This window comes from Amycolatopsis ponsaeliensis, from assembly GCF_030182635.1.
GTDB lineage: Bacteria > Actinomycetota > Actinomycetes > Mycobacteriales > Pseudonocardiaceae > Amycolatopsis > Amycolatopsis ponsaeliensis.
Window position 1 is genome coordinate 69228 of record NZ_JAPZLD010000030.1, and the last position, 15994, is coordinate 85221.

At 73.4% G+C, this 15994-nt stretch carries 5 protein-coding genes and 1 pseudogene; 1 reads left to right on the plus strand and 5 read right to left on the minus strand.

Going from position 1 to position 15994, the window contains the following annotated elements; genetic code table 11:
* Nucleotides 1-43: 43 nt before the first annotated feature.
* From QQ657_RS35800 to QQ657_RS35815, 4 genes are all read right to left on the minus strand, one after another.
* Nucleotides 44-2599, minus strand: coding sequence for an ABC transporter permease (locus tag QQ657_RS35800; protein ID WP_284746748.1), 2556 nt, complete (start codon nt 2597-2599; stop codon nt 44-46).
* Nucleotides 2596-3354 (minus strand): ABC transporter ATP-binding protein, encoded by a 759-nt coding sequence (locus tag QQ657_RS35805; protein ID WP_284746749.1) that lies wholly within the window; start codon nt 3352-3354, stop codon nt 2596-2598. The genes QQ657_RS35800 and QQ657_RS35805 overlap by 4 nt, the downstream gene beginning before the upstream one ends.
* A 5-nt stretch (nt 3355-3359) precedes the next feature.
* On the minus strand, nt 3360-3596 hold the full coding sequence (locus QQ657_RS35810) for a hypothetical protein (protein WP_284746750.1): 237 nt from the start codon (nt 3594-3596) through the stop codon (nt 3360-3362).
* 113 nt (nt 3597-3709) lie between these two features.
* Entirely contained in the window at nt 3710-4141 is a 432-nt protein-coding gene (locus tag QQ657_RS35815; RefSeq protein ID WP_284746751.1) for a hypothetical protein, read from the minus strand.
* A gap of 76 nt (nt 4142-4217) precedes the next feature.
* On the opposite strand from QQ657_RS35815, the gene QQ657_RS35820 reads away from it, so the two are divergent.
* A complete protein-coding gene (locus QQ657_RS35820) occupies nt 4218-4943 on the plus strand; it encodes a TetR/AcrR family transcriptional regulator (protein WP_284746752.1) in 726 nt (241 codons plus the stop codon).
* 135 nt (nt 4944-5078) lie between these two features.
* Here the strand turns inward: QQ657_RS35820 and QQ657_RS35825 are convergent.
* A pseudogene (locus QQ657_RS35825) lies at nt 5079-15953 on the minus strand (SDR family NAD(P)-dependent oxidoreductase); the annotation flags it as partial.
* Nucleotides 15954-15994: the final 41 nt, after the last annotated feature.

Here is a 15994-nt window from a genome sequence, read left to right on the forward strand (position 1 = left end):
CATTCAAGACCTCCGAACCGGCAACCGCCGGTCCGGACGAAACTCATTGCCCCGGCAACGTCACCGCTTCGATCGGGCTCCGCCGCATGGCGAGCCGCGCGGAAAGCGCGGTGACCGGCCAGACGATCAGGAACACCGCGGCGATCACCGCGAGGAACACCCACAGCGGCCCGATCGGCACGACGGTGCCGGACGAGAGTGCCATGGGAATCACCGTGAACAGCGAGATCCCCGTCCCGAGCACCAGGCCGAGCACGGCCAGGATGCCGCCCTCGATCATCAGCATCGACCGCACCTGCCCGCGTCGCGCACCCGCCAACCGCTGCACGCCGAACTCGCGACGCCGCGAAAGCACCGCCACGGCCAGCGTGTTCACCGCCGCGATCGCGGCGTACGCGATCGCGAGCACGGCCAGCAGGTAGTGGATCATCGCCTCGATGTCGGCACTGGCCGCGAAGCTTTCCGTCACCGCGTCGGAGTCCCCGACGGTGGCGCCCGGCCAGTTCGCCGTCGCCGAAGTGACCGCCGAAACGATGGCCGCTGCATCATTTCCATCCGCCGCGCGGACCAGCAGCCGGTTCGCCACGCCCGACGTCGTGTGCGGGGCGAGCAGCGCGGCCGGCAGCACGATGCTGGGGTAGCCCGAGGGGCTGTCCAGCAACGCGACGATCTTCACCTTCGCCTGCGCGCCGTCACCGAGGCGCATGGTGATCTGGTCGCCGAGCTTCAGGTCCAGGTCGTCCGCGATGCCTTCGGGCAACGCCACCGTCTCACCGGTGAGCTCCCCCAGCGAACCGGACGTCACCGGCGTCGCCAGCACGCCCTTCGCGTCGCGGACGTCGAGGCCGAGCAGCCGGCCCGGGTCGCTGCCATTGCCGTCGTAGGGCTCCTCGATCCAGCCCTGGCTGGTCACCAGCGGCGACACCGACCCGACGCCCGGCGCCTGCCGGACGGCGTCGGCCAGCGCGGGCGAAACCGCACCCGTGCCACTGGTCACCACCGCGTCGGCCTGCAGCTGGTCGGCGTAGGCACCGATGATGGCGTGCTGCTGCGTGGTTTCCGCGTACACGTTGCCGAGCGCGACCGCGGTGGCCAGCGTGATCGGCGTCAGCACGGCGGCGAACGCCACCGCCCGCGTCCGCGAGTTGATCACCGCGAGCACCGCGTCCCGGCCGCCGACCCGCCGGATCAGCGGGCCGAAGCGCGTGGCGACGAACGCCATCAGCTCCGGGCCGATCAGCGCGACGGCGATCGAGCCGGTGAGCACCGCGGGACCGCACACGGCCGACGCGATCTCCACCGGCATGAACAGGGTCGCGACAGCGAGCAGCACGGTGACCCCGGCGAACACCTTCGCGCCGAAGCGGCGCACGTCGTTCACCTTCGCGGGCGGGATGGACGCCTCGACGAGTGCCTGCAGCGGCCGGGCCCGCGCCGCCGGCAGCGCGGCGAACCACGCGGCGGCGAACGAGATGGCGAGCGAAAGCACGAGACCGCCGCCGAAGGCGATGATCCCCTGCTGGAACTCCAGCTGGGGCGGGAGCATCCCGTTGCCGGTCGTGAAGCTGAAGATCTCCGTGCCGACGAAGCGGCCACCGACCAGCCCGACGAGCGCGCCCAGCGCCGCCACCACCATCGTCTCGGCGAGCACCATGCGGTGCACCTGCCGCGGCGTCGCGCCGGTGGCCCGCAGGAGCGCGAGCTCCTGCTGCCGCTGCCGCACGGTGAGGCTGATCGTCGCCGACACCACGAGCGCCATGACCACCAGGACCATGCCGCCGAACACGCCGGCGAGCAGGATCAGCGGCAGCTGGGCGCCGTCGATGCCGGGGAACTCGGCGGACCCGCGGTCCGCGCCGGTCAGCACGTTCAGCCCGGGCACCTTCTCGGCGATCCGGGCGGCGAGCTCACCGGCGTCGACGCCGTCCGCGGGGAAGATCCCGGCCAGGTCGACCGTGCCGGGGTGCACCGAGAACTGCTGGGCGTCGGCGGGCGAGAAGAACAGGGCCGGACCGATCGTGTCCGCGTGCGCGACGCCGACGACCACGAAGTCCCGCGGCGGCGCGCCGTTGACGGCGATGGGGACCTGGCCCCCGGTGCGGACACCGGCGGTCGCAGCCGAAGCTTCGTCCAGCACGACCTGGCCCGTGGCGCGCGGCTGCGCACCGTCCACAAGGGAGTAAGGCGCCAGCGCGGCCGAGTCCCAGCCGTGCCCGGCGAGCGGAGCGTCGGCGCTCTGCGGCCCGGACGCGGTGACGACGACCGCGGCGAAGGTGGTGTCCGGCACGACCTGCCGCACGCCCGGCACGGACGCGAGCTGGGCGAGCTGCCCGGCCGGGATGCCCGAGCGCTCCCCGTAGGGAACGACCTGCGACTCCTCGTCCGGCAGCTTGAACCCGGCCGAACCGGTCACCACGACCGGCGCGGCGGCCAGCCGCTGCGGCTGGGCGTCGAGCGACAGCGCGGTTTCGAACAGGCCACCGCACGCGATGAGCAGCGAACAGCCGACCAGGACCGCGACGAACGTCGCCAGCGAGGCGGCCGCGCGGAACCGCAGGCTGGCCAGCGCCATCCGCAGGACCACCCGCCGCGGGCTCACTGCCGCCCCCTCGCCTGCTTGGCCTGGGCACCGAGACGCGCCAGCTCCGCGGCCACCATCTCGACGGCCGGGGTGGCCATCTTGGTCACGATCTGCCCGTCCACCAGGAAGAGCACCTCGTCGGCGAACGACGCGGCGACCGGGTCGTGGGTGACCATGACGATGGTCTGACCCGCGTCGGCCAGCTCGCGCAGCAGCCCGAGGACCTCGAGCGCGGTGGTCGTGTCGAGCGCACCGGTCGGCTCGTCGGCGAAGGTCACCGCCGAGCGGCCGGCCAGCGCGCGGGCGATCGCCACGCGCTGCTGCTGGCCACCGGACAGCTCGCCGGGACGGTGCCCGATGCGCTGCGACAGGCCCACCCGCTCGACGACCTGGGCGATCCACGCCCGGTCCGGTTCCTTGCCCGCCAACAGCATCGGGAGGGTGATGTTCTCCTCGACGTTGAGCGCGGGCATCAAGTTGAACGACTGGAACACGAACGCCACGTGCTCGCGGCGCAGTTCGGTCAGCTGGGTCTCGTTGCGGCCCTTGAGGTCGACGCCCACGAGCGTGACGCTTCCCTCGTCGGGCCGGTCGAGCCCGGCGGCGCAGTGCAGCAGCGTGCTCTTGCCGGATCCCGACGGCCCCATCACGGCGGTGAAGCTGCCGGCGGGGAACTCCACGCTGACCCCGGCGAGCGCGACCACACCGCTCTCGCCGCGCCCGTACGTCTTCTTCACCGAGTCCAGCCGGACGGGCGACCCGGTGGTCGTCAAGGTAGTCATCCCCGCGCGATCCGTTCGTTCGAGCGGTTGCGCGTAGCGAAGTGCCACGGCACCACGATGAGCGCGCCGCCGATCAGCGGCCAGATGAAGAACGGCGAGTGCAGGCTGAGCGTCGCGAAGCACATGATCAGCCAGATCAGCAGGTGAATGCCGGTGCCGGCGAGCCACACGATCGTGACCACTTTCAGTGCCGTGCGCCCCCCGGCCGTGGAACCGTCTGTCGTCTCGGCCATCTCGGCCCCCGATCTCAGGTACGAACAAATCTGTGTATGGGTTGCACAGTTTAGCCCAATCGGGCTCCGAGCGGAACCCGGACCCCGATGACCGGGACGCAGGGGTTGCCCTGTCAGTCGCCCAGCCGCATCCGGCGGTCCCGCTCCCGCGTCGACCACAGGCCGAGCACGAGCAGGCCGCCGCCGAGCACCGGCCACAGCACCCACGGCCCGTCCCACTGGCCGCTGACCATCCCCAGGGTCAGGTAGACCACGACGTTGACCAGGCTGACCACGACCCAGACCGCCAGCCCGACCCGCGGCGCGGCCTCCAGGATCGGCGGCACCGTGGATCCGGACCGGCCGGAGACGGCGCTGTCCAGCTCCGCGTGGGTGGTGGCGACCCGCACGCGGGCCAGCCTGACCTCGGCGTCTTCGCACCGCCCCTCGGCGCGATCGTGCTCTATCCGCGTGACGGCGAGCTTGCGATCCAGCTCGGTGACCCGCGTACGCTCCGGCCACAGGAGCCGGCCGACGGCCGTGGCCACCGGCCTGTTCTCGCTCACGTCGCTCGCCCTCCGCCCAAATCAGTGTAAGACTCTCACAGTTTACTGCCGGAGCACTCGCCAGGGAAGACGCACCATGCTGGACAGGGACACCACACCGGAGCTGCCCCCCGGGATGACACTGGCCTGGGGCGGCACGCCGCCGCCGCGCCGCGGGCCCAAGCCGTCGCACTCGGTGGCGCAGATCGTCGCGGCGGCCGTGGGACTCGCCGACGCCGACGGCGTCGCCAACGCCTCGCTCCCGAACATCGCCCACGAGGTGGGCGTGACGACGAACGCGCTGTACCGCTACGTCAGCTCGAAGGAGGAGCTGACGGTCCTGCTCGCCGACGCGGGCTGGGGCCCGCCGCCCGCGGGTCTGGCGTCGTCGGGCGACTGGCGTGCCGACGTCCGCGCCTGGACGCGGGCGGTGCTCGACCGGCTGCTGAGCCGGCCCTGGCTGCTGGACCTGCCGATGCGCGGCGACCCGGTGACCCCGAACCGCCTCGCGTGGACCGAACTGCTCCTGCGGGCGTGCGCCGCGGCGGGCGTCCGCGGCGAACACCTGCTCGGCTGCGAAACGATGGTGACGGGGTTCGCCACCGCCGCGGCGGTTCGCCTGGCCACCCCGGCGACCCCGGCGGAGGCGTCGGCCGTGCGGGATCACCTCGCGCCCAACCTGGCTCGGCACGACTCGGCCGAGCTGGCGGCCCTGGTGTCCGACGGCCGGTACCCGGTCACCGCCGAGGACCGTGAAGCGTTCTTGACCGCCGGGCTCGAGCCCGTGCTGGCGGGAGTGGCCGGGATGGCGAGCATCTTCTGAGCCCGCCACCCCGCCCGCCCGGCGTGCGCGGCCCGGTCGCCGCGGCCCGGATGTCTTGAATGAGTCATTCAGGTCCTCGGATGTCCTGAATGACTCATTCAAGACATCTCACCGGCGCCGGGCCGGGTCGCGACTTCAGTCCAGGCCCGCGAGCCACTCGGCCACCGCGGCGGCCGTCGTGGGGGCGTCCGTGTCGATCAGCGTGAAGTGGTGTCCCTTCGCCGTGCGAACCTCGTCGGCGTGCGACCACGTCGTCTGCCAGTTGCGGGCCTCCGCGTCGAACGGCTCTCCCGCGCGGACCAGCAGCGACGGCGTCTCGATGCCGCTGATCGCGATGCTGGGCAACAGGTCCATGTAGCGGGCCATCGCCGTGAGCTTCGCGCGGTCGAAGGAGCCGTACTGGGACTCGTTCGCCAGCATGCCCTTCGCCAGGTCCGCCGCGCCGTCGCCGATCGCGTCGTCGCCGTTGATCACGTACGTGTCCAGGAGGACGATGCCCGCGGCCGGGGTCCCGGCGCGCTCCAGGCACTCCGCCACCGCGTGCACCAGGATCCCCGCCGAGGAATACCCCAGCAGCGCGAACGGCCGGTCGCCGGCGGACTTGCGCAGGCTCTCCGCCAGCACCTCGACGATCGCCTCCGGGGACGACGGCAGCGCCTCCCCCGGCAGGAACCCGGGCATCGGCACGGCGTGCAGCTCCCGGTCGTCGCCGAACCCGGCGGCCAGCTTGGCGTACTGGTAGACGCCGCCGGTCGCGACCGGCGTGCTGAAGCAGAACACCTGCGCGCCGGCCGTGCCTTCCTTGAGCCGCACCGGGGCCGGCAGGCCGTCGATGTCGGCCGACGAGGTGAACGCCGGGCGGAGGTTCGCCACCGCGGCCAGCATGCTCAGCCCGTCCTCGACCCGCCCGGCCCGCACCGCGTCGGCGAACACGTCCGCCAGCGCGTCGGGCTCCCCGGCCGGTTCGGGGGCGGGCCCGGAACCGTCCAGTTCGGACAGCAGGTGGGCGGCCAGCCCCGCCGGGGTCTGGTGGTCGAAGACGACGGTCGGCGGCAGCCGCAGCCCGGTGTCCTCGTTGAGCCCGTTGCGCAGTTCGACGGCCGTCAGTGAGTCCAAACCGGACTCCAGGAAGTGCCGCTGCGCCTCGATCGCGCTGCCGCCGGCGTAGCCGAGCAGGCCCGCGGTCCGGTCCAGGACCAGGTCGAGCACGGCCCGTTCCCGCCGCAGCGGTTCGAGCCCGGCCAGGCGCTCCTTCAGCGTCGGACCGCCTTCGGCCCGCGACGCCGTGCGCCGCGTCGGCGGGACCAAAGCCCGGAACACCGGCGGGACTTCGCCGCCTTCCGCAGCAGTGTCCACCTTCATCGGCACCAGCAGCGCCTCCGGCCGTGCGGACGCCGCGTCGAACAGCGCCAGGCCCTCCTCAGTGGACAGTGGGGACAGGCCGGTGCGTGCCATTCGCGCCCGGTCGGCGTCGGACAGCGCCGCGGTGGCGTCCCACAGCCCCCAGGCGAGGGACTGCGCGGGAGCGCCCTGAGCGCGACGGTGTGCGGCCAGCCCGTCCAGGAAGCTGTTCGCGGCGGCGTAAGCGCCCTGGCCCGCGTTGCCCAGCAGCCCCGCGACGGACGAGAAGAGCACGAACGCGCCCAGGTTCGACGTCAGCCGGTGCAGGTTGAGCGCGGCGTCGACCTTGGGCCGCAGCACCGCGGCCAGCCGGTCGGGGGTCAGCGACGGGAGGGTCGCGTCGTCCACCACCGCGGCCAGGTGCACCACAGCGGTCAGCGGGTGCTCGGCCGGGATCGCGGCGAGCACGCCTTCCAGCGCGTCGGCATCGGCGGCGTCGCAGGCGGCGACCGTGACGGAAGCGCCCAGCTCGGTCAGGTCCTCGACCTGGCCGGGTGCCGCACCACGACGGCTGACGAGCAGCAGGTTCCGCACGCCGTGCTCGGTGACCAGGTGGCGCACGAGCTGGGAGCCGAGCGCGCCGGTGGCCCCGGTGACGAGCGTGGTGCCCTCGGCGTCGAACGTCGTCGCGGGCGCGTCGGCCGACGGCGCGAGGCGCGTCAGCCGCCCGCCGTACGCGACGCCGTCACGGACGACGAGCTGCGGTTCCCCGGCAGCCGCGAGCCGCGGCAGCAGGGCCGCCGAACCGGCGTGGTCGTCGATGTCGGCGAGCACGAACCGACCCGGGTTTTCCGACTGCGCGGAGCGGATCAGGCCCCACACCGCGGCGCCGGCCAGGTCGGTGACGTCCTCGCCGTCGAGCGCGACCGCGCCGCGGGTGACCACCACCATCGTGGCCTGCGAACCGGTCAGCCGGTCCCGCACGCGGTCGAGCGCCCGGGTCAGCGTCTCTTGCACCGAGCCCGAAGTGGGCAGGTCGAGGACCTCGACGTCGGACACCGGGCCGGCGGGCACGGGGACCGGCTGCCAAGCCCAGCCGTGAAGTGACTTGGGCGGGCGGACCACCGAAACGGCCGTCGCCCCGGCCCGCAGCACGAGCGAACCGACCGAAGCGACCGCGCGGCCCGTCTGGTCCGCCAGCTCGAGCGACACGGAGTCCGCGCCGAGCGGGACGACCCGCACCCGCAGCCGGGACGCCCCCGCCGCGTGCAGCGCGACCCCCGTCCACGCGAACGGCAACCCGCCCGCGACCGTCACGGTGTCGCAGAGGCCGATCGCGTGCAGCGCGGCGTCGAAGACGGCCGGGTGCAACCCGAATCCGGCGGTCCCGGCTTCGGCCGGGACGACCTCGGCGAACACCTCGCCGTCGCGGACCCAGGCCGCGGACAGGCCTTGGAACGCGGGCCCGTAGCCGAGCCCGGCGGCGGCGAACCCTTCGTACAGCCCGTCCAGGTTCAGCGGTTCGGCACCGGCGGGCGGCCACGCCGTGAGGCCGGCCGGTTCCGCGCCGGCGGTCGGCGCCAGCCGGCCTGCCGCGTGCCGGACCCACGGGTCGTCGGTGTCGGTCTGCGAATACACCGCAACCGCGCGGTGGCCGGAAGCGTCCGGCTCGTCGACGACGACCTGCAGCCGCACCTTGCCCAGCTCGGGCAGCACCAGCGGTGCTTCCAGGGTCAGCTCGTCGAGCCGCGGGCAGCCCGCTTCGTCACCGGCCCGCACGGCCAGCTCGACGAAACCCGCACCGGGGAAGATGATCGTGCCGCCGACGGTGTGGTCGGCCAGCCACGGGTGCGTGTGCACCGAGATCTGCCCGGTCAGCACCACCTGCGTGGAGCCCGCCACCGCGAGCGACGCGGAGACCAGCGGGTGTTCGGTCGCGTCGAGCCCGGTCGCGGTGAGGTCGCCGGTGGCGTGCAGTGCTTCCATGTCGACGTCCGGCCAGTACCGGCTGCGGTGGAAGGCGTACGGCGGCAGCGCGACGCGCTCGGCGCCGCGGAACAGCTTCGCGCCGGTCAAGCCGATGCCGTGGGCGAAGAACCGGCCGGCCGCCAGCTGCGCGCCCCGGACCTCCGTCTGCGTCTTGGTCCGCAAGGGGATCACCACGGCGTCGCGCGGGTCCCCGGCCAGGCAGCCCTGGGTCATCGCCGCGAGGGTCCCGTCGGTGCCGAGTTCGACGTACCGGCTGACACCGGCGGCTTCGAGGGCGCGGACGCCGTCGAGGAACCGGACCGACTGCCGGCAGTTGGCCACCCAGTACTCCGGGTCGGCCCAGCGTTCCGGCTCCACCGCCGCGCCGTCCACTGTGGACACGACCGGGATCCGGGCGGGTTCGTAGGTCAGTTCTTCGGCGATCTCGCGCAGCTCGTCGAGGATCTCGTCGAGCAGCGGCGAGTGGATCGCCTGGCTGATCACCAGCCGCTTGGTCCGGCGGCCCTGCGCCGTGAAGTGCTCGGCGATCGCGAGGACGTCGGACTCCGCGCCGGAAACCACCAGGGAGGTGGGGCCGTTGATCGCCGCGATCCCGCAGGCGGCGGTGAGCAGCGGCGTCACCTCGTCCTCGGTGGCTTCGACCGCGACGACGGCACCACCGGAAAGCTCCTGCATGAGCTGGCCGCGGTGGGCGACGAGCTTCACCGCGTCCTTCAGCGAAAGCACCCCGGCGACGTGGGCCGCGGCGATCTCGCCGACGGAGTGGCCCAGCAGCACGTCCGGGCGCAGGCCCCACGACTCGACCAGGCGGTAGAGCGCGACCTGCATGGTGAAGAGCGCGGCCTGCGTGAACGCGGTCCGGTCGAGCAGCTGCGCGTCGGCCGAGCCTTCCTCGGCGAACATGACCTGACGCAGCGACCGGCCGAGGTGGCCGTCGAACAGCGCGCTCGTCTGCGTGAAGGCGTGCTCGAAGACGGTGAACGCCGCGCACAGCTCGCGGCCCATGCCGGGCCGCTGGGTGCCCTGGCCGGGGAACAGGAACGCCGTCCGGCCGCCGCGGGCGGTTCCCCGCACGACGGCGGGCGAGTCTTCGCCCGCCGCCAGCGCGGTGAGCCCCGCGATCAGCTCGGCCTGGTCGTCCCCGGCCACCGCGGCGCGGTAGGGCAGCACCGGCTCGCGCACGGCCAGGGAGAAGCCGACGTCGAGCAGGTCCAGGTCCGGGTTCTCGTTCAGGTGGGTCAGCAGCGCGGCGGCCTGCAGCGGCAGGGCTTCCGGTGTGCGCGCGGTCAGCAGCCACGGCGGGAGCACCGCGGGCCGCTCCCCCGCGGCACGCACCGGCTCGGCCGCTTCGGCCGGCGGCGCCTGCTCCAGGATCACGTGTGCGTTGGTGCCGCTGTAGCCGAAGGCCGACACGCCGGCGCGGCGCGGCCGGCCCCGGTCGGGCCACGGGATCGTCTCGGCGAGCAGCCGCACGGCGCCCGCGGACCAGTCGACGTGCGGCGACGGGTCGTCGCCGTGGCGGGTCATCGGCAGCTCGCCGTGGCGCATCGCGAGGATCATCTTGATCACCCCGGCGACGCCGGCCGCGGCCTGCGCGTGCCCGATGTTCGACTTGACCGACCCCAGCCACAGCGGCGCGTCCTCGGGCCGGTCACGGCCGTAGGTGGCGAGCAGCGCGTTGGCCTCGATCGGGTCGCCCAGCGTGGTGCCGGTGCCGTGGCCTTCGACGGCGTCGACTTCGGACGTCTTCAGGCCCGCGAGCTTGAGCGCACGCTTGATCACGCGTTCCTGCGACGGGCCGTTCGGGGCGGTGAGCCCGTTGGACGCGCCGTCGGAGTTCACCGCGCTGGAGCGGACCACGGCGAGGACTTCGTGCCCGTTGCGCCGGGCGTCCGACAGCCGCTCGACGACCAGCAGGCCGACGCCTTCGGCCCAGCCCACGCCGTCGGCCGCCGCCGAGTAGGCCTTCGTCCGGCCGTCGGTGGCGGTGCCGCTGTTGTCGAAGTGCACGAACGGTTCCGGCGAGACCAGCGCGGCAACGCCGCCGGCCAGCGCCAGTGAGCAGTCACCCTGCCGCAGCGCCTGGACGGCCAGGTGCAGCGCCACCAGCGACGACGAGCAGGCGGTGTCGATCGAGACGGCGGGCCCTTCGAGGCCATAGGTGTAGGCGACGCGGCCGGACACGACGCTGCCGAGCGCGCCGGAACCGCGGAACAGGCCGTTGTGCTCGACCGTGCCGAGCGGGCCCGGGTCGTAGTCGGACTGCATCACGCCGGCGAACACGCCGGTGTCGGTTCCCTTGAGCGACAACGGGTCGATGCCCGCCGACTCGCACGCCTCCCAGCACGCTTCGAGGAGCATCCGCTGCTGCGGGTCCATCATCACGGCTTCGTTCGGGCTGATGCCGAAGAAGCCGGCGTCGAAGTCGGTGGCGCCGGTGACGAAGCCGCCGTTGGGCTCCTTGCCCGCGGCGGCCGCCATGCCGAGCCAGTAGTCGAGGTCCCACGAGCGGTCTTCCGGGAACCGCGAAGTGCCGTCGCGGCCGGCCGCGACCAGCTCCCACAGCTCGTCCGGGGTGGTGACGCCGCCGGGGAACCGGCAGGCCATGCCGACGATCGCGATCGGCTCGTCGGTGCTCGCGGTGATCTCTTCGGTCTCGGCCGGGTCGCCGAGTTCGCCCAGCAGCGATTCGTGCAGGTGCGCCGCGAGGTCGCCCGCGGTCGGGTAGTCGAAGACGAGCGTCGCGGTCAGGGTCAGGCCGGTGGCCTCGTTGAGCGCGTTGCGCAGCTCGACGGCGGTCAGCGAGTCGAACCCGAGGTCCTTGAACGCGCGGTCGGCGTCGACCAGGTCGGCCGAGCCGTGGCCGAGCACCGCGGCCGAGTGCTGGACCACCAGCTCGAGCAGGTGGTCGCGGCGCTTCTCCGCGGGCAGCCGGATCAGCTTGCCCAGCAACGAGTCCGCGCCCGCTTCGCGGCCGGACACCGTCCGCCGCGACGCCGGGACGAGGGCGCGCAGCAGGTCGGGGACGCCGCCCGCGTCGCGCCACGCGGGCAGGTCGAGCTTGATCGGGACGTACAGGTCCCCGGCCGCGCCGACCGCGGCATCGAACAGCGCCATGCCCTCTTCCACGCCGAAGGCGCCGAGGCCGCGCTTGCCGTGGGTTTCGCCGGCCATGCCGGCCGCCGACTCCCACATGCCCCAGGCGAGCGAGTGCGCCGGCTTGCCTTCGGCGCGGCGCACCGCGGTGAGTGCGTCCAGGAAGGCGTTGGCGGCGGCGTAGTTGGCCTGGCCCGGCGCGCCCAGCACGCCGGCGGCCGAGGAGAACGTGACGAACGCGGTGAGGTCGCCGGCCAGTTCGTGCAGGTGCCAGGCCGCCAGGGCTTTCGGGTCGAAGACGCCGTCGACGCGCTCGGGGGTCATCGATGCGAGGACGCCGTCGTCGAGCACACCGGCCGCGTGGACGACCGAGTTCACCGGGTACTTCTTCAGCAGGGCACGGACCTTGGCCCGGTTGGCGAGGTCGGCGGCCACGACGGTCGCCTCGGCGCCCAGCTCCGCCAGTTCGGCCACGAGTTCGGCGGCGCCCTCGGCTTCCGGGCCACGACGGCTGACGAGCACGAGGTTCTTGACGCCGTGCTGCCGCACGAGGTGCTTCGCGACGAGCTTGCCCAGCGCGCCGGTACCACCGCTCAGCAGCACCGTGCCCCACTCCGGCGTCTCGGCGGCCTCGGGCACCGCGCGGGCCAGCCTCGGCACGGTCACGTGGTCACCGTCGACGCGGACGGAAGTCTCGTCGGCGGCGACGATCGCGGCGAGCTGCTCCGCCGTGGCGGTGCCTTCGACCAGCACGATCCGGCCCGGGTTCTCGACCTGCGCCGAGCGCACCAGCCCGGCGACGGCGGCCCCGGCCAGGTCGGCGGGGGTCACGACGATCAGCAGTCCGGACGCGTTCGCGGACGACCACGCCTGGAGTTCGTCCAGTGCACTGTGGACGGCCTTCTTCGCGGCGGCCGCCGTCGTGCCGGGCTTGACCTCGTACACCGTGAGGTCCGCTTCGGAAGCCTCCGGCAGCGTCGTGGGAACCCAGTCGACGCGGTAGAGGGAGTCGGTGCCGCCGGGCTTCGCACGGGCCGCGGCGAGCTGTTCCTCGCTGATCCGGCGCAGTCCCAGCTGCCCGACGCGGGCGACCGGTGCCCCGGCCGAGTCGGCCAGCCGCAGCTCGACCGTCTGCGGCCCGGTCGGGTGGACGTGTACCCGCAGCGCGGCCGCGCCCGCGGCCAGCAGTTCGACGTCGGACCAGGAGTACGGCAGCGTCGTGCCCTCCCCCGCCGCGCTGCTCAGGCCAACAGCGTGCAGGGACGCGTCGAAGACCGCGGGGTGCAGGCCGAACGCTTCGGCGCCGAGCCGGTCCTGCTCGGGCAGGGCGACTTCGGCGAAGATGTCGTCACCGGCTCGCCAGGCCGCGCGCAGGCCCTGGAAGACCGGGCCGTAGTTCATGCCGGCTTCGGCCAGCAGGTCGTACATGCCGTCGAGGTCGACGACCTCGGCGCCGGCGGGGGGCCACGCGCTCAGGTCGAACGTGGCGGCGGCCGTGGCGGGGGCGAGGGTGCCGTCGGCGTGCCGGGTCCAGCCGGCGGCCGCGGCGAGGTCGTCCGGTCGCGAGTGGACACTGATCGGGCGGGAGCCGTCGGCGGCGGGCTTGCCGATCCGCACCTGGATCCGCGCGGCGCCCTTGGCGGGCAGCACCAGCGGCGCGTGCAGGGTCAGGTCGCGGACGCGGCCGCAGCCGGCCTCGTCGCCCGCGCGGACGGCCAGCTCGACGAAAGCCGTGCCGGGCAACAGGATCGCGCCGCCGACGACGTGGTCGTTGAGCCACGGGTGGGTGGCGGCGGAGATCCGGCCGGACAGCAGCACGCCGTCGGCGTCGGCCAGCAGGGTGGCCGCGCCGAGCAGCGGGTGGTCGACCGGGTCGAGGCCGATCGAGGAAACGTCCCCGGACTCGTTCGACACCTCCAGCCAGTACCGCTGGTGCTGGAAGGCGTAGGTCGGCAGGTCCGCGCGGCCCGCGCCGCGGGCGGCGAAGTGCGCGGCCCAGTCCGGCACGACGCCGCGGACGTGCAGGGTGGCGAGCGCGGTGGCGACGGCGACGTCTTCCGGGACGTCCCGGCGCTGCGCCGCGACGGCGACCGCGGTGTCGGCGGACTGCGGGACGGCGGCGGTCAGCGGCGCGTCCGGCCCCAGCTCCAGGAACCGGTTGACGCCCTCGGCGGCCAGCGCGCGCACGGCGTCGGCGAACCGGACCGGCTGCCGGACGTTGGTCACCCAGTACTCGGGATCGGTCAGCTCGGCCGAAACCTCTCCGCCGGTGACGCTCGAGACGACGGTCAGCTCGGGCTGCGAGTAGGTGAGACTCCTTGCCACCGCACGGAATTCGGCGAGCATCGGGTCCATCAGCCGCGAGTGGAACGCGTGCGAGACCTTCAGCCGCGTGGTGCGGCGTCCCGCGTCGACGAACTTGTCGCCGATCGCGATGACCGCTTCCTCCGCCCCGGAGATGACGACCGAGCGCGGGCCGTTGACGGCGGCGACGTCGACTGTCCCTTCGGGATCGAAGGCGGCGACCTCGTCGGCCGTGCCCTCGACGGCGACCATCGCGCCGCCGGTGGGCAGCGCCTGCATCAGGCGGCCGCGGGCGGCGACGAGCTTCGCCGCGTCGGCGAGGGAAAGCACACCGGCGCAGTGGGCCGCGGCGAGTTCGCCGATGGAGTGGCCGCACACCGCGTCCGGGACCAGGCCCCACGACGCGACGAGCCGGAACAGCGCGACCTCGAAGGCGAACAGGGCGGCTTGGGTGTTCCCGGTCTGCGACAGGGCTTCCGCGTCGGTGTCGATCACTTCGCGGATCGGGCGGTCGAGGTGCTTGTCCAGTTCGGCGCAGGTCTCGGCGTACGCCTGGGCGAACGCCGGGTACTTCGCGCCGAGCACCGCGCCCATCCCGGCGCGCTGGGAACCCTGGCCGGAGAACAGGAACGCGGTGTTCGTCTCGCCGCGGGCGACGCCGGTCAGCGCGCCGGGCTCGCCGTCGGCGAACCCGCGCAGCGCGGCGATCAGCTCGTCGCGGCCGCTCGCCACGACGGCGGCGCGGTGGTCGAGGTGCGTGCGCCCGGCGGCCAGCGTCGCGGCGACGTCGAGCGGCCCGGCGGAGTTCCCGTCGAGGTCCGAGAGCAGCCGCGCGGCCTGCGCTCGCAGTGCCTGCGGTGTCCGGCCGGACAGCACGAACGGGATCGCGGCGTCGTCGCGAGGGGTCTCCTCGGCGACTCCGGCGTTTTCGGGGTCCGGAGCTTCTTCGAGGATGACGTGGGCGTTGGTACCGCTCAGGCCGAAGCACGAGACGGCGCCGCGGCGCGGGTGCCCGTTGCGCTCCCAGGTGCGCCGCTCGGTGAGCAGCTCGACCTGCCCGGCGCTCCAGTCGACCTGCGTCGTCGGCCGGTCGACGTGCAGGGTCTGCGGCAGCACGCCGTTGTTCAGGGAGAGGACGATCTTCAGCACGCCGGCCACGCCGGACGCGGCCTGCGTGTGGCCGACGTTGGACTTCACCGAACCCAGCCACAGCGGGGAGTTCTCGGGGCGGCCCTGGCCGTAGGTGGCGAGCAGCGCGCCGGCCTCGATCGGGTCGCCGAGCTTGGTCGCGGTTCCGTGCGCCTCGACGACATCGACCTCGTCCGGGCTGACGCGGGCGTTGGCGAGCGCCTGGCGGATGACGCGCTGCTGGGCGGGACCGTTGGGCGCGGTCATGCCGTTGGACGCGCCGTCCTGGTTGATCGCGGTGCCGCGCACGATCGCGAGCACCGGGTGGCCGTTGCGGCGGGCGTCGGACAGCTTCTCCACCAGCAGCATCCCGCAGCCCTCGGACCAGCCGGTGCCGTCGGCGGAGTCGGCAAACGCGCGGCAGCGGGCACTGCGGGCGAGCGTGCCGTCGAGGCTGAACTCGACGAAGGTGCGCGGCGTCGACATCACCGAAACACCGCCCGCGAGCGCGAGCGAGCATTCGCCGGAACGCAGGGCCTGCACGGCCATGTGCAGCGCGACGAGCGACGACGAGCACGCCGTGTCGATGGTGACGGCGGGCCCTTCCAGGCCGAAGGTGTAGGCGAGCCGGCCGGAGATGACGCCGGAAGAGCCGTAGCTGCCCTGGTAGTTGTGGTACATCGTGCCGGCGAAGACGCCGGTGGCGCTGCCCTTGACCGAATGCGGCGCGATGCCCGCGCGTTCGAAGGCCTCCCAGGAGGTTTCCAGCAGGAGTCGTTGCTGCGGGTCCATGAGCAGGGCTTCGCGCGGGCTGATGCCGAAGAGGTCGGCGTCGAAGTCCAGCGCGTCGTGGAGGAAGCCGCCTTCGCGCACGTAGCTCGAGCCCGCGCGCTCACCGCTCGGGTCGTAGAGGCGGTCCAGGTCCCAGCCGCGGTTCGCGGGGAACTCGCCGATCGCGTCGATGCCGCCGTCCAGCAGCCGCCAGAGCTCTTCCGGGGTCGTGGCGCCACCCGGGAACCGGCAGGCCATGCCGATGATCGCGATCGGTTCCCGTGCGGCTTCGGTCAGCCGCCGGTTCTTCTCGCGCAGCCGTTCGCTCTCCTTGAGGGAGGCACGGAGCGCACCGACCAGCTTGTCTTCGGAGTTGCCCACGAGTCCTCTTTCCTTCCACGTCGCCTGCGCTGGAAAGGGGG